The following is a 20,791-nucleotide window of genomic DNA, read 5'->3' as shown; positions in this document are numbered from 1 at the left end:
GTCGTAGGGAGTGGCAACTGTGCGCGACGCTAGGCGGCGCCTCGGACACTGCTGCCTGGGCCTGTGGACGGCGCGCGAGCTGCTCGCTTCGGCGGGACAATGGTGCCGTGAGAAACCGCAGTTTCATGACCGAACACGCCCGGTCCTTCGATCGCGCGGCCGCGGTGTACGCGGCGACCCGACCCTCTTACCCTTCGGCCGCCGTCGACTGGCTGGTGCCGGAGTCCGCGGCGCGGGTCCTCGACCTGGCGGCCGGCACCGGCAAACTGACCCGGCTCCTGGTCGACCGCGGCGGTCTGCAGGTGGTGGCCGTGGACCCGTCGCCGAACATGCTCGGCGAGCTGCACGCACACGTGCCCGTTGTGCCCACGTTCGTGGGGACAGCCGAACGGATTCCGCTCCCGGACCACGCGGTGGACGCGGTGACCGTGGCACAGGCATGGCACTGGGTGGACCCGGCCACGGCGGTGCCCGAGATCGCGCGAGTACTGCGGCCCGGCGGCACGCTCGGCCTGGTCTGGAACACCCGCGACGAATCGGTGGCGTGGGTGGCCGAGTTCGGCGACATCCTGACCCGGCTGCACGACCGCGACGAGCAGGAACTCGCACCGGTCGTCGGCGCCCCGTTCGGGCCCGTCGAGAGCATCCGGATCCCGTGGCAGCAGACGCTGACGGGGGACGGACTCCTGGACCTGGTGCGTTCGCGCAGCTACTTCATCACCGCGAGCCCGGAGCAGCAGGCGGACGTCCTCGGCGCGGTCGGGGACCTGCTCGCCGGCCACGCGGAACTCGCCGGCCGGGACCATATCGAACTGCCTTACCTGGCCGACTGCTTCCGCACCCGTCTGCCGGACTGAGGGCCATCACACACGGCGGTCACCCGCGATTCACCCTGACTTCACCGCGGTGGCTCCTGGTTCACCATCGGTGCATTCCGCCAATCTGATCCTAGGGGCCCGAAGCCGCCGCACGTGCGGACGGAATGGGCGATCAGGGGTGGGGCCAGTGCACAGACCAGAGCCATCGGCGGCCGTTCATCGAAATGGGGGTCCGGTCAGTCGATCGGGTCAGACGTGGTGGCGAAGAAGGCTCGCTGCCGCCGTGGCCGTGGTGCCCGCCGGCGTGGCCATCGCCGGGGTGCCGACGATGGCCTGGGCCGCCAACACCGTGGGCCTGGAGCCTGCAGCAGAGGCAGTCGACCTGGATGCACGAGGAGCACTGATGATGCTCGTCGGACTCGTGCTGTTGGGCTGGCTCTTCGTGGTGGAACATCACCGGGGGAGCGCTCGGACGAGGAGGAGGTCCGGGACGAAGAGGCCGAGCGGCCTCCCGCCACAGGCCTGAGGGAGCTCAGCCCAGGGTGGCACCGAGCGGGTGCTCGGCGTCGAAGCCCGGCAGCACCAGGAACGTGGCGCTCGCCGTCGTCGTCACGTACGTCATCAGGTCGTCGACCTCGTCGAGCCGGTGCTGCGTCGCGGCGAACGTGCGCAGGTCCCGCTGGAAGCAGATGAACAGCAGCCCGGCGTCCGCGACACCGTCCGGGGTGCGGCCGTTGTCGAACGCGTATCCGCGCCGCAGCATCAGGTGGCTCCCGGTGAACGACGGATGCGCGGCGCGCGCGTGCGACCGCGCCGGGATGCGGAACTCGCCCTCCGGGGTCTTCGCGAGCAGATCCACCTCGTCCATCGGCCCGCCGCCGGACAGCGGGGCGCCGGTGGCGTGCTCGCGCCCGATGACGCGCTCCCGATCGGGCACGGGCTCGGCGCGGAACGTCGCGGTGTCCACCCGCAGCCGCCGAACCACCGCGATGGTGCCCCCCGCCGCGGGCCCGTCCGGCAGCCACACGTGCTCGGCCAGTTCCTCCTCGCCGCGCGGCACGATGACGCCGTCGTGGAACCCCAGGGGGTTGCGCGCCACGGTGCCGGTGCCGTGCGCGCGGAAGCCTCGCTGCGCCCAGCGCAGGACCCCGTGCCCGACGGCGTCGCTCACCTCGGTCAGGGCGGTGTCGGCGTCGTTCGGGTCGTGGGAGTAGGCCGCGAGGAACAGGTCGCCGCCGCTGTGGCTGGGGTCGAGCTCGGTGTCGCCGGCGAAGGCCGGCAGATCCTCGGCACCGGGCAGGTCCGGCCCCAGCAGGCGCACCAGTCTCGGGCCCAGCCCGACGGTGATGGTGAGGTCGCCCGGGCCGTCGGGCAGGGCAGGGTGTGGCGGGGAGGTCGCCGTCGTGAGCGCGGTGATGAGGGTGCCGAGGTCGGCGCACAGGGCGAGCATCTCGGCGGCGGTGGTCGCTGCGTCGAGATCGAGTACCGCGATCGAACCGTGTCGCTGCGGGGTCCCGGGGCGGTCCACGCCAGCCTGGGTGGCGCCGTGCACGGGCACCGGACCGGGCGCTTCGGGAGTTCCGGTGTCGCCGGGTTCCGCCGAGCCCGACTCCGCTCCGCGGGCGCCGCGGCTGCCCAGCACGAGCCCCGCGCCGATCCCGCCGATGCCGCCGAGGCCGACCCCGGCCAGGCCGCGCAGCACCTGCCGCCTGCCGGGCGCGGTTCCCTCCGTGTCAGCCACCCTCACCGCCGAGGAAGTCCTGCGCGAACTCGACGTCGGCGGCCGGGCCGAACTCGACCGGGGTCCACTCGCCGGCGCCGCCGAGGCGCACCTCCAGCCGAAGGATGGTGCCGTCGTCGGTGACCCAGTAGCGCACCGTGGCGTCGCTGCCGTCACCGGCAGCGGTGGAGGTGGCCGGGTCGTAGACGACGTCCGCTGTCGGCCCGGCGATCACGTCCACACTCACGCCGTCGACGTCGTCCACGCGTAGCCAGCGCGCGTCGGTCTGGCTGAGCAGCAGGGCGTTGTCCGGGCGGTCCGCGCCGAGGTCGACGACAAGGGCCAGGAGCGTGTGCAGGCGGGACGCGTCCGGGGCCAGCTCCGAACTCGTCCACTCCTGCGCTGCCGCACCGGCGAGTCCGGGAGCGGGCAGCGGCGCCGGCTCGCCGGGGGTCCACGGGTAGGTGCTCAAGCCTGACGGCGTCCACGCGAGCAGCAGCGACTCCGAGCCGGCCGCGTCCGCGACGGCGCCGTAGCCGACGTGGTTCACCCAGTCGACCCACGCGTCGACCGCATAGGTGACCCCGGAGTCGGTGACCTCGAACGAGACCTCGCGGACGCCGTCGTCGTAGTTGCGGAACCGGGCGACGGCGAGACGTTCGGCTTCCTCCGACGTCAGCGGGCGCGGACCCGCGCCGGCCGTCGTGGCGTCGGGCTCAACCGGCTGCTCGGCATCCCCGCTGCACCCGGCCAGGAACACCACGGTGGCGATCAGAACCGCCAGCAGCGCTCGCGTACGGGACCGTCTCCCGGCAAGCGCGTCCTGTCTCAGCCAAGGGCCCGGCTGTGCCTGCGCAGCCCGTGGCGCCGGGCGAACCCGGTGCATCAGGCGACCCCGCTGCGATCGGCGAGCAGGCTCGCCTCCGGCACCGGGAAGTCTGCTTCGGCGGGCATGGTGACCTGGGCCGGCAACGGGCCGGGGATCTCCTCGACGGCGGCGCCCGGCTGGAGCGACGGCTGCGCCGGTGGCGCCGGCACCTGGAGGAAGCTCATGCCGACCGGAACGTCCACGCGCGGCCAGGCTCCGCCGTCGGCGATCTCGCCCGCGTTGCCACCCGGGCAGGTGACCCGGAGCAGCGAGGCCGGGAGCGCCGTCGTCGCGGCTGTGCCGTCGAAGCAGTTCCCGGACGACGGGGCGCGGGCCGCGGAGGTGTCGGCGAGGTCGAACCCGTTCGCGCCGACGATGTTGTCGAGGATCTGGTTGCCGACCGCCGGGAGGTCCTCGGCGTTGCTCAACTGGACGCCGACCACGGGATTGCCCTCGATCCGGTTCGCGACCACCCGGTTCCCCTGGCCGCCGTTGATCGCCAGGCCCACGCCGAAGCCGCCAAGGGCGTGGGCGGGGGAGTCCGCGCTGGTGTTGTCGCTGACGAGGTTGCCGACCACGAGGTTGTCGCGTTGGGGGGTGAACGCCTCCTGATAGTTCGAGATCAGCGTCATCCCGATGCGGTTGTGGGAGAACCGGTTACCGGCGATCGTGACCGAGTCGGAGGCGTTGGCGTTCTCGAACCCGATGGCGTTGCGCTCGGCCACGTTGCCGGCCACGAGGATGTCGCACTGCTCGCACTGGCCCACGTAGAAACCGGAGTCTGCGGAGCCGGACGCGTAGGAGTTCGTGATCGTGCCGTGCTGGGCGTTGAACGCGTAGATGCCGTACAAGCCGTTGTTGTAGGACGTCACGTGGTCGATCGCGAAGCGCTGCACCGGCGGGAACCGGGACGGGTCGAGTTCGGTGTAGCCAGGGCCGCCGTGGGCGAGAGGACCGTTCTCGTCATGCAGGCCGGTGACCAGGACGCCGTAGAACAGGGTCGAGTGCACGGTGAGGTTCTCGATCCGGACGCCGTCGGCCGAGGCGAAGACCCCGAAGGAGCGGGTGCCGCCACCGTCGATCACCACGGTGTTGCGGTCGGTGCCACGCAGGGTGACGTCCTCGACGTCGACGGTGACCTCCTCGGCATACGTCCCGGGTTCGACCAGCACCAGGCCGCCGGGGGCCACCAGATCCATCGCCGCCGAGATCGTGGCGGCGTCGCCCGGGACGTGCACGAGGTCGTTCGGCTCTGCGGTGGGTTCCGAACTCGGGCTGCTGCCGCAGCCGGCCACCAGGACAGTGACGATCGCTGCCGCGGAGACGACGGCGCGCCAACGGCGGATCCCCCCTGCACTGCTCATGGTCGCCGAGTCTAGGGAGCGGTCCGTGGCGATCCGGAAGGCCCGGCACCCAAGGATCCGCGAGAAAGTGCCGGATTCACAGAGAGCGTCAACGCGGTATCACCCTCACTTCACCCTCATTTCACCCTGATGCGCTCGCGCCGATTTCTCGCGACCAGAGGTGGGATCCGGCACCGCTCCAGATCCGACGCTCGCTTGGCAGATTCATCGCAGCAGCGCCTGGGTGCCTGCCGGAAGCCGACCATCGCGTCGGCCGCCTTGTGGCCGCGAATTACCGGGAATCGGTGTGAATTGCGGGCCTGAGCCCTCAGCTGCTGTCGAGTTCCGCCGCCCTTGTGACGGTGGCAACCGAACGAGTGCATTCACTCCGCTGCGGCCGAATCAGGAGGTCCGAAGGTCGCGAGTCCAGCTCGGAACGCGCAGTATTGAGTCGGTTGTCTCCCCCGGTTTGCTCCTGCCATAGTGCGATCGCAACTCACCACCACATCTGGATACTCCTCAAGGGGGACCGGCAGGCATGCACCTCGGCAGACGCGCACGCGGCACATCACGATTCACGGCAGCGGTCGCGGCCCTGATAGGAGTGGCCTTGGTGGCGATCGGGTTGGCGGCGCCGGCCGGCGCGGCACCCGGAGACCTCACCACGACTGTCACCTGGGTGCAGCCGAACACGGCGACGCCGGTCGATCAGCTGCGTGGAACGCTCGATAGCCGCCAAGGTCTGAACAGCCAGGTTGGCCTTGCGGTCGGCTACGCGTGTGGGCCGGCGGAGTGCATCGGGACCACGATCCAGATCGCCCCGATGCCAGTGGACCCCTACTACGGCGCCTACCGGTTCGCCACCCTCGACGGCCAGTCACTTCCGGCCGGAGCGACCATCGTGGGCAACGCTGCCACCGGGTACACGGTGAACATGGGCACGATCGCAGCCGGCGCGTCCGGCTCGTTCCAGATGCTCTACCGCTACCAATCGCGGCCTGTGGGCCCCTCGCCGCAGTCGTTCTTCCCCGAAGGCTTCGAGGTCGCAGCCACCACCACGATCGCAGCCAGCGGAATCGAACCGACGAGCGCCACCGACTCCATCACCTGGCACATCGACACACCCGAGCCGGCTGTGGCATTCCTCGGGACGGAACCCGCGCGTGCCGGAGTGGACTACACCTACCGACTGGTGATGGCCTCGGGTTGCCTCTGGGAGCGCAGCACCGCCGGTCATGGTGAGCCGATGGTGGAGTGCGCGGAGTCCTACTCGGCGACCAACACGCTGCCCACCGGAGCACAGTTCGTCTCCGCCACCCACGGTGGGACCTACGACGCCTCATCGAATATGGTGACGTGGTCCGCCACGGGTCGGGACGCAGCCACGGGCTGGGGTGCCGTCACCGGCTCTGGCAGTGTTGTCCGCAACGTGACCGTGCAGTTCCCCGAATCGATGGTGCCCGATCCGGGCCAGTGCGTCATCCAGGTCACCTCGGCACTGGCCGTGGACGCGGTCTACCTCAGTGGCGCTACCGGCACCGCCGCCACCACGACCACCCATGACCTCAATGCCTGTGAGCCCTTCGGGAACGGCGAGGTCGTGAAGAGCTCCACCCGGACGATGGGTACGGTCGCGGAGCCGATCGTGTGGACGGGCACCTCTGGCGAGTACTGGGACGTCCGAGTGGCAAACCGCTCGAACGTGCCGGCCGTCGCGACCATCGTCGACGACACCCTGGACCTGGACGGCCTGGACGTCTACGCCGTACGCCTCACCGCCGCCGGAACCATCACCTACACCCTCGACGACGGCAGCACGGGCACCGTGACTGGGACCGCCTTCAACGCCCCGGCAGGTCGGCACATCGCCAGCGCGACGGTGGTCAGTTCGCCCATTCCGGGTCCGAACCTGATGGAGTCCGACCAATCCCGCGTGAACTACTTCTACGCGAGGTTCGTCTATCGCACGGCCGACGAAGCGCCCGACGGCGGCTACACGGGTACCAACACCGCCTCGGCGACCTTGACGTTCCCCGGCACTCCGGAACTCAGTTCGCTCGACCTCGGCTCCTCGGGGAAGACGGTCACCGTGATCGACCGTCCAGCTACCCTCAGCCCGCGACTGGGCCGCGTGGTGACCGGCGGCGGCAACCCGGTGCCCGGCACCCCCGTCACCTTCACGGGTTCGGCCATCACCAGCAACCAGGATCCAGGCGTCGACTACCAACCTCAGTACGTGTTCGTGGCGCCGGAGAACTGGGCTATCACCCCCGGATCCGCGACCATTGCGGGGATCACCGATGCGACCTTCACCTACCGCACCGTCCTGATCGACGGTGTCGAACGGCAGAGCGTGGTCGCGACGCGGCCGCCAGGCACGGTGTGGGGTGTGAACACGACCTGGCCCACGCTCACCGTGGTGGCGAGCCCGACGGCGTCCGCCATCGCAGGGGCGAGCGCGCGTGCCTTGTTCTATATGGGTGACGCGATGCACAACTACGGCCCCACCGACGCGATCTGGGGTGCGACCGGGGGCACGACGTTCGGCGCGTACCGGTACGTCGACGCCGCCGATCTGGACGGCGACGGCATGACCACGGAGAACTTCGCCTACACCTACGCCGACACCGTCAACGGTGCCACGTCGGCGTTGAACGTGGTGAAGGAGATCTGCCTGCCGGACGCGGGCGCGGCGGATGGCTGTGACTGGATCTCCGACTCCAGCACCCCGGTGCAGGTGGACCCGGACGCCACGGACATCACCTACCGGGTCACGGTCGCCAACGGCGGGAACTCACCGCTGAGCAACGTCGTCGCCTACGACGTGCTGCCCCACCAGGGCGACTTCGGCACGAGCGCATCGACCGCGACCGTGCCGCGAGGCTCCACGCTGGATGAGGCGCTGGCGGCCGCGCCCGACGCCACGGGTGACGTTGCGTTGACCTTCTCCCCATCGACGAACCCGTGCCGCGAGGAGGTCTACCCGGGCGGTCCCGCCGGGTGTGACAACACCTGGGGCACGGCGGCGCCCGACGCCGTCTCGATCCGTGCCGATGCCGGCACCATCGACGTCGGTGAGGTGGTCTCGTTCACCTACACGGCCCGGATCGTGAGCGCAGCGACCGCAGGCGACCTTGCCTGCAACTCGGTGGCCGTGGGTTCGGCAACCACGCCGGTCACCGAGCCGGCGGCGGTCTGCGCACTGATCGCCGAAGCCGATCTGGCCGTGACCGTCGACCCGCTGGCGGACTGGCAGCAGGACCGCCCGCGCTCGGTCACGGTCACCGCGACCAACCTGGCCGGATCGCCAGAGGCTCCCGCTCGCGTCGCGATCACCATCCCTGCGGGCGTCACGCTGCAGTCCCTGCCCACCACCACCGACTCGACCTGCACAGTGCCGGGTGTTGCTCCCATCGAAGGTCCGGTGGACCTGGACTGCGTGGTGACGGCGGGTCTCAGTGTGGATCAGACCCTCACGCTGAACCTCGACCTGGTGCCGACCGTGGAGACCGAGATCTGCCTGACGGCCGCAGTCACCGGTACGTACGCCGATCCTGAGCTGGCCAACAACGAGGCCAGCTCCTGTGTCACGCCCGCATCGGCCTACACCGTGCCCGGCCTGACCAAAACCGACGGCGTCGGTGTCGTTGCGGCGGGCGAGACGACCACCTACACGATCGCCGTCTCCAACCCGCTCGTGGGGGAGACGCTGACCGACGTGACGGTGACCGATCCGCTGCCTGCCGGTGCGACGTTCGTGTCCGCGACGGAAGGCGGCAGCGCCACCGACGGCGTCGTGACCTGGACCATTGCGAGCCTGCCGGCCGCGGCGACCGTCTCCCTTGAGGTTGTGGTGCAGGCGCCGGCTGACGCGTCGGCGCAGATGACCAACGTGGTGACCGCTACCGCACCGGACCCGGCGTTCCCCGGAACTACGCTGACCAACTCCGCCACCGACGTCGACGACCTGGCTGCCATCACGCTCGACAAGGCCGTGGTCTTCGACGGAGAGCCTCGAGCCGGAGAGATCGTGACGTTCCTGTTCACCATCTCCAACAGCGGCACCGCCGACCTGGCCGAGATGGCCATCGATGACCCGATGCCCGGTCTCGGCCAGATCGCGTACGGGTGGGCTGGAGACGAGGGCGTGCTCCCTGCGGGAAGCTCGGTGGTCGCGACGGCTGAGTACGAGCTGACCCAGGCCGATGTGGACGCCGGAACCATCACCAACACGGCCACTGCGTCGGGCTCCGGCCAGGACGACGTGACCGTGTCCGTGACCGACGGCGCGGACCTCGCCCTCGCGGCGCTCCCGGCGTTGGTAGTCGCCAAGAGCGCCGCAGGGGAACCGGCCGCGGCCGCTGGTGATGAGGTGACCTTCGTGATCCAGGTGACCAACTCCGGCAACGTCACGCTCCAAGACGTCGATGTCGCCGACGAGCTGGAAGGGTTGCCGGCCCTGGACTACCAGTGGCCAGGTACCGCCGGTGAGCTCGCGCCCGGCGAGCAGGTGTTGGCCACGGCCACGTACGCGGTCACCCAGCTCGACGTCGAGAACGGCGGCGTGAGGAACGTGGCCACGTCCACGGCGACCGCCGTGCGCGGTGGGGACGTTGCGGGCGAGGCAGAGGTGACGGTTCCGGTGGTGGGCACCCCCGCCCTCGAGGTGCGCAAGACCCATGCGGGCGACGTCGCAGCGGCCGGAGCGGAGATCGACTACCTGTTCGAGGTGGAGAACACCGGGAATCTGACGCTGACCGGGGTGGGCGTCACCGATCACCTCGCCGGCGTCTCGACACCGGTCGTGACGTGGCCCGGCGAGCCGGGAGTCCTCGCACCGGGGGAGGTCGCCACTGCGCTTGCCCAGTACGTGGTTGCGCAGGCCGAGGTTGACAGGGGCGAGGTGGTGAACACCGTTTCCGCGACCGGCCAGTCAGTCCAGGGCCCGGCATCCGCCGCCGCGCAGGACGTGCTCACCATCCCCGAGCAGGCCGCGATCGAGTTCACGAAGACCGCCGACGTCACCCGCGCCGCGGTGGGGGACACGCTCGCCTACACGTTCGTCCTGACGAACACCGGGAACGTGACGCTGACCGGCGCGAGCATCTCCGATCCCTTGGTGGGACTGACCACGATCCAGTACCAGTGGCCCGCCGCGGTCGGCGTGCTCACGCCCGGCGAGAGCGTCACGGCCACGGCGTCCTATGTGGTTCTTGCAGACGTGGCGGCAACCGGCGCGGTGACGAACACGGCCGCCGCGCACGCCGCGACGGTGCAGGGCACGGACGTCGTCGCCGAGGCGAGTGTCACCGTGGAGCTGGACGGGCCTCCCGCTGATCCGGGTGTGGACCCAGCGCCCGGCGAGCCGAACGACGGAGCGGCAGGCGGCGGCAACGAGGACCTGCCGTCAACCGGAACCCAGGCGCTCGCCGGCGTCGGCGCGGCCGGCTTGTTGGTGGCGCTCGGGGTAATCCTGCTCGGTGTGAACCGTCGTCGGGAGGATACGGTCTCGAACGCGACCTGAGCACAGTCTCGGGCGGCGTCGGGCACGCCGTCTGACGCAACGCGTAAGCCGAACAGGTGTCGCACCGCGTCCCTACCGGGGCCGGGGCGACACCTGTTCTGCCTTCCGGTGGGGATGCGCCCGAATGCGGGCGGCGCGCAGGGTCTCGGGCTGGGTCACCGTCGAGCGGGAGGTTCGCCCACTTCACCCTGGCTTCATCCCGGGCTCATCCTCGCTTCACCGTGTCTCCCTCTAGCCGGGTGTCGCGCGGGCTCGGAAGGGTGGCTGGCGGAGAGCCCTGCCTTATATAGAGGGCCATCTGCAGCTTGAGTTGTCGGCATGAGGTCGACGAACGTTGGGGAGGATCACGCGTGAGAGCAAGGCAAGTCGTTGATGGCCGTGGGCCAGGACGTAGGGGGCACGCCCGTCGGGGCGGATTGCGTCGGGGCAGCGCTCTGCTCGGGCTGGCCGGATTGGTCGGCACATCGCTGACCGCGTTCGGGATTCCCCTGGCGGCCCAGGCCGCCGAGGGTGACCCGATCACCGGCACCATCTGGCAGGACTACGACGCCAACGGCGTCTTCGACACCTATGAGGATGGCCTGGCCGGCATCGAGGTCTACGGCTACGACGCCGACGGCGCCGTGGCGGGGCCCGTGGTCACGGACGTGGACGGCGCCTACTCGCTGCCTGTCAGTTCGGGCGCTGGGCGGTGGCGGGTCGAGGCGAATGTGCCGGACACCGCGCAGTGGGCGCAGTGGCGCGACTCCGTGGTCGGTGCAGCCGGCGACACGACCAACGGAACGACTGTGCAGTTCGTCGACGTGGCCGACGGCACAGGTGCCGCAGGTGTGGACTTCTCCTTCCAGGTGCCCAGCGCCTACGTGGAGAACAACCCCTACGTGTATCTCCCCGAATACCGACTCGGGGCGTCGGATGGCGTCGAAGGAGACCTCATCGGTGGCGAAGCGATCCTGTATGACGCGATGAGCGCGGCGGCGCTTGAGACGGTGCCCACAACCGTGCGGGTGCCGTTCCGTGAGATGGGTGCGACGAACGGCTCGGCGTGGCAGCGAGCCACCGAACCAGGCGGACTCGGCCAGATGTTCACTGCAGCCTACGTGCGCCGCCACGCGGGCCTGGGACCGGGCGGTATCGGCGCCATCTATCGGATCACCCCCGACGGCGACAGTATGGCAGCACCGACCGGATCGGCCGAGGTCTTCGTTGACCTCACCGACTGGGGCATCGATGTTGGCAGTGATTCGACGGACGGAGCGGGCGCCGGTGACCCGTTGGGTCTGCGTCCGGCCGTCACCGCGGAGAATCCGGCCTACGACTGGGAGCGGGACGCGCAGGCATTCGACCGGGTCGGTCGCACCGGCCTCGGAACGATGACATTCTCGCCCGACGAGACGCAGATGTTCGTGGTCAACCTGTACAACAGGTCGTTGGTGCGGATCACGACCGGAACTCCCGCGACATCGGTACAGAATGTCGAGGAGTTCGACCTAGGCTTCACCGGGGATATGCGCCCGTTCGGTGTCTCCTCGGACCCGGTCACGGGGTATATGTACCTCACCGTCACCAACACGGCCGAATCCACGCAGGACTCCGCCGATCTGGTCGGGTACGTCTATCGCTTCACTCCGGACGACCCCTCGAACCTCGAACCCGTGCTCAGCTTTCCCATGGACTACGAACGCGAGTCGCGGGTCGTCACACCCGCAGGACCGGTTCTCAATCCCCAAGACGTCAGTTGGCGTCCGTGGGTGCGTGGAGTCGAGGACTTTGTCATCGACGCCACGGGCCAAATCAACAACTGGCCGATGCCGCTCCTCGCGGATGCAAGGATCCTTCACGGTCAGCTGGTGCTCGGAGTCCGCGACTACTGGGGTGACCTGGTCGGCTCCAACACCCCGCTTGGCCCCGACCCGACGAGCCCGGTCGACAACACGACCGTCATCAGCGTTCGCTCGTACGGCGACGTCTACCTGGCCGACGGCAATGACGACGGCACCTTCACCTTGGAGAACGACGGCGTGGTCGATGGCGTCATCGGTGCCGGCGTGGCGGCCAATCAGTTCGGCCCCGGTGGCTACAAGTACTTCGACGACTCTTGGGCGCAGGACGCCAACGGGTACGTCTACAACGGCCAGGCGCTCGGGTCGATCGTGACCATTCCGAGCCGGGATGATGGCGTGCTGACCACCGCGGTACACGCCGCGAACGGGTCGTTCCAGGTGGGGGTTCGGCGCCTCTATCAGGCCAGCGGCGAGAATGTACTGCCGCGGGGCGCGATCGTGATCCAGAACGAGAGTCCCCTGACCGTCCCACCCACGCCGATGGTGACGAGCAAGGGCAACGGCTTGGGTTCGATGTCGATCGCCGCGTCGGCGGCGCCGATCGAGATCGGGAACTACGTCTGGTTCGACAACGACAACGATGGTGTGCAGGACCCGGACGAGCTGCCTGTTGAGGGTGCGACGGTGAACCTGTATGAGGTCGATGATGCGGGTGTGCGCACGTTGGTGAGCACCACCACCACGAACGCGTCGGGTGAGTACTACTTCTCCTCCAACGATGCGGCGTATGCCCTGAAGACGAACACCAGCTATGTCGTAGGTGTGGACAACCCGGCCGACTATGCCGCTGGCGGGGTGTTGGAGAACTGGTATCCGACGGTTCCGGATACCGGTAATGCCAATTCGGTGGACGCGGATCGCAACGATTCCGATGGTCTGGTCGAGGAGTCGGAGGCGGGTTCGTTCCCGTTTGCGGCGATCACTACGGGTGGTCCGGGGGAGAATGACCACACGATCGACTTCGGGTATGCGAACATCGACTACGAGTTCGACAAGCGGACGGTGTCTGGTCCGACGGAGAGTCCGGATGACGACGGCACCTGGGTGGTCGAGTACGAGCTGGTGGCCGAGAACACGGGTGCGATCGATGGTGCCTATGGGCTCACCGATGATCTGACCGGGTATGGCGAGGGCATCGAGGTGGTCGACACCGAGGTGGTCTCCGGTCCTGATGGTGCGGCGTTGAACCCGGACTGGGACGGGGTCGACGACTTGCGGGTCATCATCGTGGACCAGCCGATCGATGCGCAGTCCACGATCGAGAACGGCACCGAGCACGTGTATCTGATCCGGGTCACCGTCGCACTGACCGTTGACGCGGTCACCGGTGAGGCCACGCCCACGCCCGAGGCGCTCACGTGCACCCCGGACCAGCAGCCGGGCGATCCGACCACGGGGTTGTTCAACGTGGCCACGATGGATCCGGTCAATCATGAGGATCTGGTTGATACCGAGTGTGGTGATCTGCCGTTGGTGACCCTCGACAAGACGGTCACGGTGGAGCCGCACGTGGTGGACCCGGTGACCAATCCGGGTGAGTACGAGATCTCCTACGGCCTGACGGTCACCAACACCACGACCACGGCTACCGATTATGACCTTGAGGACCGGTTGCGGTTCGGTGAGGGCATCTCGATCGTCGAGGGTTCGGTGGTCGCCGCGAACGTGACTCCTGGCGGGGTGGAGGTCAACGCGGCCTATGACGGCACGAGTGATGCGTTGATCGTTTCCGATGTTCCGATCGCCGGTGGTCAGGTCGACACCTACACGGTCACCGTGAGGTACACGGTGGAGCTGCCGGCCGAGGTCACTGATCCTGATCCGTCTGCTTGTGGTGCCGGTGGTGCCGTGGCCGAGGGTGAGGAGTCGGGTCTGTATAACGATGCGAACACGTCGTTCAACGGGTACGTCGACTTCGATGATGAGTGCCGTGAGGTGGGTGAGGTCACGCATGACAAGTCGCTGATCTCGGCCACGCCGATCGGTGATGGTCAGTGGGAGGTCGTCTACGGCGTCGAGGTCACGAACAAGGGCGTCGAGGCGGTCGCGTATGACCTGGCCGACGAACTGCACTTCGGTGAGGGCATCACGGTGGCCTCCACCGAGGTGACCTCGGTCCCCGACGGCGTCACCCCGGCCGACCCGGTCTGGGACGGACAGGACAATCTGACCGTGGCGACCGGCGTCACGATTCTGGGCACCGATGATGACGGGTACGCACCGCAGCAGTACGTGCTGACCGTGATCGCCGACGTCCCGTTGCAGTTGGCTGACCCGGTCGACGGTGTCGACCCGGCCACCTGTGGCACGGCCGAGGACGGTGCCGTGGATTCCACGGATCGTGCGTTCAACAACGTCTCCACGGTGGTCGATGAGGTCGGGTCCGTTGAGGAGGATGACGCGTGCGCCGGTCCGCCGGAGTTCGAGATCACCAAGACGGTGACCGACGGTTCCCCGGTCGGCAACGGTGATGGGACCTGGACGGTCACCTACGAGATCGAGGTCACCAACACCGGTGAGCTCGAGGGTGTCTACGACGTCACCGACCGGCTCCGGTTCGCTGCGGAGGCCCAGATCGCCTCCTCCGCGGTCAGCTCCACTCCCGACGGGGTGACGGCTTCCGATTCCTGGACCGGTCAGGGCGCTGAAGGTGCGCCGGAGAACGTGATCGCCGCGGATGTCGCTCTGGCCGGCGGCGCCACGCACACCTATCAGGTGCAGGTGGTGGTCGCGATGGTCCCGGAGGAGCTCACCGATGAGGTGCTGGCTTGCCCGGTACCTGGTTCGGACGAGAACCAGGGTCTGGCGAACACGGCCGGTCTGGGTCACAACGACCTGACCGCTGACGCGGAGGCATGTGTGGTGCCGCCGAGGATCGCGATCGACAAGACGATCGTCGAAGGCCCCACTCAGGATGGTGAGTCGTACTCGATCACGTACCAGATCGAGGTCACGAACACCGGCGGGGTGACCGGGTCGTACGACCTGTCCGACCAGCTTCGCTACGGCGAAGGCATCGAGGTCGACACCGCCGAGGTCACCCAGACCCCGGAGGGTGTCAGTGCACTCGAGACCTGGACCGGTCAGGGTGAGGCCGAGAGCCGCGAGAACGTGATCGCCACCGACGTCGGGATCGACGCCGGCGAGGTGCACGTCTACCGGGTCACGGTCACCGGGACCCTGGATGGTGACGTGGTCACGGCCGAGTCGCTGGAATGCGGACCCGATGGGGCAACCGGAGATGATGCGGGACTGCTGAACGTGGCAGTTGCCGACCACAACTCCACCGACCTCACCGGCGACGCCTGCGCACCGCTGCTGCCCCCGGACGACCCGGGTGCACAGCTGCCGGACACCGGAGCTAACGGCCTGACCAACCTGGCCATCGGTGCCGGACTACTCACCATCCTCGGCGGAGCACTGCTCGTGGCGGTCACCCGTCACCGCGCACGAACCCACTGAGGAATCCGACCGGCCCGTCCGGACCCTGGCCGGTCACGCCCCCCCGATCCCCACTCACGTGGGGGCCGGGGGGCGCTCTCGGTTCAGGGCGAGGTCGGGACAGCCCGTGTCGATTGCCCGCGCAGCCGGAGACCAGGACGGGGCGAGGCTCGGCGGCCGAAGCACGTCAAACGTCCGCAGAACGGCCGGTGGTCTCACCCCGGCTTCACCCTGGTTTCGCCCCCGCTTCACCGCGCATCGGTCTGGTGGGTGGAACGCCTACTCCCGAATGCTGGGCAGGTGGTGAGCCCTGCCGTTGCTATCGGGGCGTGCCGTGACGTTCCACCGTCGGCAACGGGCCGGCCGGGTTTTCGGGGAGGACCATCAGGTGAGTTCTGAGCAAGGAGTTCGTGGCCGAGGGCCAGGAAGCCGGGGGCGACGTCGCCGGGGTGGGGTGAGGCGAGGAAGCGCCCTGCTGGGACTGGTGGGTCTCGTGGGTACCTCGCTGACGGCGTTCGGGCTGCCTCTGGCGGCCCAGGCCGCCGAGGGTGACCCGATCACGGGCACGATCTGGCAGGACTACGACGCCAACGGCGTCTTCGACTCCTTCGAGGACGGACTCCCTGGCATCGAAGTGTCCGCCTACGACTCCGATGGAGCCGTGGCCGGCCCGGTCGTCACTGGCGCGGATGGGGCCTACACGCTGCCGGTCACCTCCGATGCGACGCAGTGGCGCGTCGAGGCCAACGTGCCGGACACACCAGCGTGGGCGCAGTGGCGTGACTCGGTCGTCGGAACCGGTGGTGCGGGCGCGAACGGAACCACCGTCCAGTTCGTCGACGGGGTGCCGACGGCGGAGGTGGACTTCTCGTTCCAGGTGCCCACCGCGTTCGTCGAGAACAACCCGCGGGTCTACATTCCCATCCTTCAGTTCGGGGTCTCGGACGGCGAGAGCGCCGGCGAGCCCGGGTCCGGCGTGATCTTCTGGGACGCGCAGAGTGCCAGTGGCGCAGGTGCGGCTCCCGTGCCCCAGACCGGCGTCGTGCCGTTCAGCCAGGTCGGCGCGACGAACGGCTCGGCAGTGCTGCGCGCCGAGGACATGGGCGACACTCCGACCGCGTTCGCGGCGGCGTACCTGCGCCGGCACATCGGTTTCGGCCCGGGTGGGATCGGTGCCATCTATCGCGTGACGCCCGACGGGGCGGACTGGTCGGCGCCGACAGCTTCGGCCGACGTCTACGTCAACGTCGCCGACTGGGGCATCAACCTCGGCGGACCGGACATCACCGCGGACCCCACCGACCCGAACGGCTTCCGACCGAACACGACCGCCGAGAACCCGGCCTATGACTGGGACCGTGATGCGCAGGCTTGGGACGACGTGGGTCGCGCGGGTCTCGGCCTGATCTCGATGAGCCCGGACGAGCGGTACCTCTTCGCAGTGAACCTCCACAACCGCTCCCTCATCAGGATCGACACCGGCGGAAACCCATCTGGAGCACCGGTGGCGGTCGAGGAGTTCGAGCTCGACGCGTACTTCCCGGACGATTCGGACATCCGCCCCTTCGGGGTGAGCGTGGATGCGCTCACCGGGACGATGTACCTGACCGCAACGAACACCGCGGAGATGAGCCAGGACATCCCGGACCTCCACGGCTACGTGTACTCGTTCAGCGCGGAGGCGCCCGGCGACCTGACCGAGGTCCTGGACTTCCCGTTGGACTTCGAACGCGGTGGTTTCTCCCCGACATTCGTTCCGTGGGCGACCGAACTCGGTCACTTTCCGATCGAGCTCGGGCCTGAGGGCAACGCCGTGGTGCGCTACCCGCAGCCGGTTGTGGCGAGCGTGCAGGTGCTGCACGGAGACCTCATCCTCGCGATCCGTGATCTGGTCGGTGATCAGTTCGGCAACTTGACGCTGCTCTCCGGTGACCCCACCGACGGCAATAGTCTCCAGGTGTCGCACGTGCGCTCCGAAGGTGATGTCTTCATCGCCGCCCCGAACGGTGACGGAACGTTCACACTCGAGAACAACGGCCTCCACAGCGGCGTCCTCGGAAACGGTGCGCAGCAGGGCGATCAAGGACCGGGCGGACTGCGCTACTTCGACACCGGATACACCCCGCTGAACCAGGACAACGAGTCCACCGGGTCCGTGGTGGTCATGCCGAGCCGGCCTGACGGGATCATGACCACCGGCGTGCACGTGGCCAACGCGGGGCTGCAGGAAGGCACCCGACGCCTCTACCAGGACACCGGAGCCGGCTTCGACCCGAGCGGGGCGCTGATCAGGAGCACCCTGGGCTCGCAGGTGACGACCAAGGGCAATGGCCTGGGCACGGCCTCGGTCCTGGCTTCGGCCGCGCCGATCGAGATCGGGAACTACGTCTGGTTCGATATCGACAACGACGGCATCCAGGATCCGGACGAGCCGCCGGTGGCGGGCGCCACCGTCAACCTGTACGAGGTGGACGGTGACGGCAACCGCACGCTGGTGAGCACCACGATCACGAGCGCGTCGGGTGAGTACTACTTCTCCTCGAACGATGCGGCGTACGCGTTGCAGACGAACACTGACTATGTGGTGGGTGTGGACAACCCGGCTGATTATGCGGCTGGTGGGGTGTTGGAGAACTGGTACCCGACGGTCGCGGACACCGGTGACGTGAACTCGGTGGATGCCGATCGCAACGACTCTGACGGCCTGGTGGAAGAGACCGAGGCGGGTTCGTTCCCGTTTGCGGCGATCACTACGGGTGGTCCGGGTGAGAATGACCACACGATCGACTTCGGGTACTCGAATATCGATTACGAGTTCGATAAGCGGACGGTGTCTGGTCCGACGGAGAGTCCGGATGATGATGGCACCTGGGTGGTCGAGTACGAGCTGGTCGCGGAGAACACGGGTGCGATCGATGGTGCCTATGGGCTCACCGATGATCTGACCGGGTATGGCGAGGGCATCGAGGTGGTCGACACCGAGGTGGTCTCCGGTCCTGATGGTGCGGCGTTGAACCCGGACTGGGACGGGGTCGACGACTTGCGGGTCATCATCGTGGACCAGCCGATCGATGCGCAGTCCACGATCGAGAACGGCACCGAGCACGTGTATCTGATCCGGGTCACCGTCGCACTGACCGTTGACGCGGTCACCGGTGAGGCCACGCCCACGCCCGAGGCGCTCACGTGCACCCCGGACCAGCAGCCGGGCGATCCGACCACGGGGTTGTTCAACGTGGCCACGATGGATCCGGTCAATCATGAGGATCTGGTTGATACCGAGTGTGGTGATCTGCCGTTGGTGACCCTCGACAAGACGGTCACGGTGGAGCCGCACGTGGTGGACCCGGTGACCAATCCGGGTGAGTACGAGATCTCCTACGGCCTGACGGTCACCAACACCACGACCACGGCTACCGATTATGACCTTGAGGACCGGTTGCGGTTCGGTGAGGGCATCTCGATCGTCGAGGGTTCGGTGGTCGCCGCGAACGTGACTCCTGGCGGGGTGGAGGTCAACGCGGCCTATGACGGCACGAGTGATGCGTTGATCGTTTCCGATGTTCCGATCGCCGGTGGTCAGGTCGACACCTACACGGTCACCGTGAGGTACACGGTGGAGCTGCCGGCCGAGGTCACTGATCCTGATCCGTCTGCTTGTGGTGCCGGTGGTGCCGTGGCCGAGGGTGAGGAGTCGGGTCTGTATAACGATGCGAACACGTCGTTCAACGGGTACGTCGACTTCGATGATGAGTGCCGTGAGGTGGGTGAGGTCACGCATGACAAGTCGCTGATCTCGGCCACGCCGATCGGTGATGGTCAGTGGGAGGTCGTCTACGGCGTCGAGGTCACGAACAAGGGCGTCGAGGCGGTCGCGTATGACCTGGCCGACGAACTGCACTTCGGTGAGGGCATCACGGTGGCCTCCACCGAGGTGACCTCGGTCCCCGACGGCGTCACCCCGGCCGACCCGGTCTGGGACGGACAGGACAATCTGACCGTGGCGACCGGCGTCACGATTCTGGGCACCGATGATGACGGGTACGCACCGCAGCAGTACGTGCTGACCGTGATCGCCGACGTCCCGTTGCAGTTGGCTGACCCGGTCGACGGTGTCGACCCGGCCACCTGTGGCACGGCCGAGGACGGTGCCGTGGATTCCACGGATCGTGCGTTCAACAACGTCTCCACGGTGGTCGATGAGGTCGGGTCCGTTGAGGAGGATGACGCGTGCGCCGGTCCGCCGGAGTTCGAGATCACCAAGACGGTGACCGACGGTTCCCCGGTCGGCAACGGTGATGGGACCTGGACGGTCACCTACGAGATCGAGGTCACCAACACCGGTGAGCTCGAGGGTGTCTACGACGTCACCGACCGGCTCCGGTTCGCTGCGGAGGCCCAGATCGCCTCCTCCGCGGTCAGCTCCACTCCCGACGGGGTGACGGCTTCCGATTCCTGGACCGGTCAGGGCGCTGAAGGTGCGCCGGAGAACGTGATCGCCGCGGATGTCGCTCTGGCCGGCGGCGCCACGCACACCTATCAGGTGCAGGTGGTGGTCGCGATGGTCCCGGAGGAGCTCACCGATGAGGTGCTGGCTTGCCCGGTACCTGGTTCGGACGAGAACCAGGGTCTGGCGAACACGGCCGGTCTGGGTCACAACGACCTGACCGCTGACGCGGAGGCATGTGTGGTGCCGCCGAGGATCGCGATCGACAAGACGATCGTCGAAGGCCCCACTCAGGATGGTGAGTCGTACTCGATCACGTACCAGATCGAGGTCACGAACACCGGCGGGGTGACCGGGTCGTACGACCTGTCCGACCAGCTTCGCTACGGCGAAGGCATCGAGGTCGACACCGCCGAGGTCACCCAGACCCCGGAGGGTGTCAGTGCACTCGAGACCTGGACCGGTCAGGGTGAGGCCGAGAGCCGCGAGAACGTGATCGCCACCGACGTCGGGATCGACGCCGGCGAGGTGCACGTCTACCGGGTCACGGTCACCGGGACCCTGGATGGTGACGTGGTCACGGCCGAGTCGCTGGAATGCGGACCCGATGGGGCAACCGGAGATGATGCGGGACTGCTGAACGTGGCAGTTGCCGACCACAACTCCACCGACCTCACCGGCGACGCCTGCGCACCGCTGCTGCCCCCGGACGACCCGGGTGCACAGCTGCCGGACACCGGAGCTAACGGCCTGACCAACCTGGCCATCGGTGCCGGACTACTCACC

General features: G+C 68.2%; 8 protein-coding genes. 5 read left to right on the top strand and 3 right to left on the bottom strand.

The genetic code is table 11. The annotated features are described in order from the left end of the window. Window positions 1–107 precede the first annotated feature (107 nt). A complete protein-coding gene (locus KCQ71_RS11385; protein WP_223405929.1) occupies window positions 108–857 on the top strand; it encodes a class I SAM-dependent methyltransferase in 750 nt (249 codons plus the stop codon). A 244-nt stretch (window positions 858–1,101) separates the two neighbouring features. Beyond that, window positions 1,102–1,344, top strand: coding sequence for a hypothetical protein (locus tag KCQ71_RS11380; protein ID WP_223405927.1), 243 nt, complete (start codon window positions 1,102–1,104; stop codon window positions 1,342–1,344). Between the two features lie 6 nt (window positions 1,345–1,350). Here KCQ71_RS11380 and KCQ71_RS11375 read toward each other — a convergent pair whose 3' ends face one another. The 3 genes from KCQ71_RS11375 to KCQ71_RS11365 all read right to left on the bottom strand — a co-directional run bounded on the left by KCQ71_RS11375 (window position 1,351) and on the right by KCQ71_RS11365 (window position 4,770). Then, window positions 1,351–2,559, bottom strand: a complete 1,209-nt coding sequence (locus KCQ71_RS11375; RefSeq protein ID WP_223405925.1) for a Dyp-type peroxidase — start codon at window positions 2,557–2,559, stop codon at window positions 1,351–1,353. Continuing rightward, window positions 2,552–3,301, bottom strand: coding sequence for a hypothetical protein (locus KCQ71_RS11370; protein WP_223405923.1), 750 nt, complete (start codon window positions 3,299–3,301; stop codon window positions 2,552–2,554). Before KCQ71_RS11370 ends, KCQ71_RS11375 begins: the two co-directional genes overlap by 8 nt. Before the next feature lie 122 nt (window positions 3,302–3,423). Next, complete coding sequence (locus KCQ71_RS11365; RefSeq protein ID WP_223405921.1) at window positions 3,424–4,770, bottom strand: right-handed parallel beta-helix repeat-containing protein; 1,347 nt, start codon at window positions 4,768–4,770, stop codon at window positions 3,424–3,426. A gap of 592 nt (window positions 4,771–5,362) precedes the next feature. On the opposite strand from KCQ71_RS11365, the gene KCQ71_RS27610 reads away from it, so the two are divergent. The 3 genes from KCQ71_RS27610 to KCQ71_RS11350 all read left to right on the top strand — a co-directional run. Beyond that, the gene (locus tag KCQ71_RS27610) at window positions 5,363–10,273 is read left to right on the top strand and encodes a CLIPPER-2 domain-containing protein (RefSeq protein WP_223405920.1); all 4,911 of its coding nucleotides are present in this window, start codon (window positions 5,363–5,365) and stop codon (window positions 10,271–10,273) included. Between the two features lie 452 nt (window positions 10,274–10,725). Continuing rightward, complete coding sequence (locus tag KCQ71_RS11355; RefSeq protein ID WP_223405918.1) at window positions 10,726–15,579, top strand: SdrD B-like domain-containing protein; 4,854 nt, start codon at window positions 10,726–10,728, stop codon at window positions 15,577–15,579. A 433-nt stretch (window positions 15,580–16,012) separates the two neighbouring features. Next, the coding region (locus KCQ71_RS11350) for an SdrD B-like domain-containing protein (RefSeq protein ID WP_223405916.1) at window positions 16,013–20,791 on the top strand (4,779 nt) is incomplete at its 3' end.

It is taken from the genome of Occultella gossypii, assembly GCF_019947135.1.
GTDB lineage: Bacteria > Actinomycetota > Actinomycetes > Actinomycetales > Beutenbergiaceae > Occultella > Occultella gossypii.
Note: the sequence above shows the minus strand (reverse complement) of the source record. Positions and strands in the feature narration are given on the sequence as shown.

Bases quoted from the DNA above. Each gene is read 5' to 3' on its own strand.
- KCQ71_RS11365 (WP_223405921.1), bottom strand. From the start codon at position 4,770: ATGAGCAGTGCAGGGGGGATCCGCCGTTGGCGCGCCGTCGTCTCCGCG.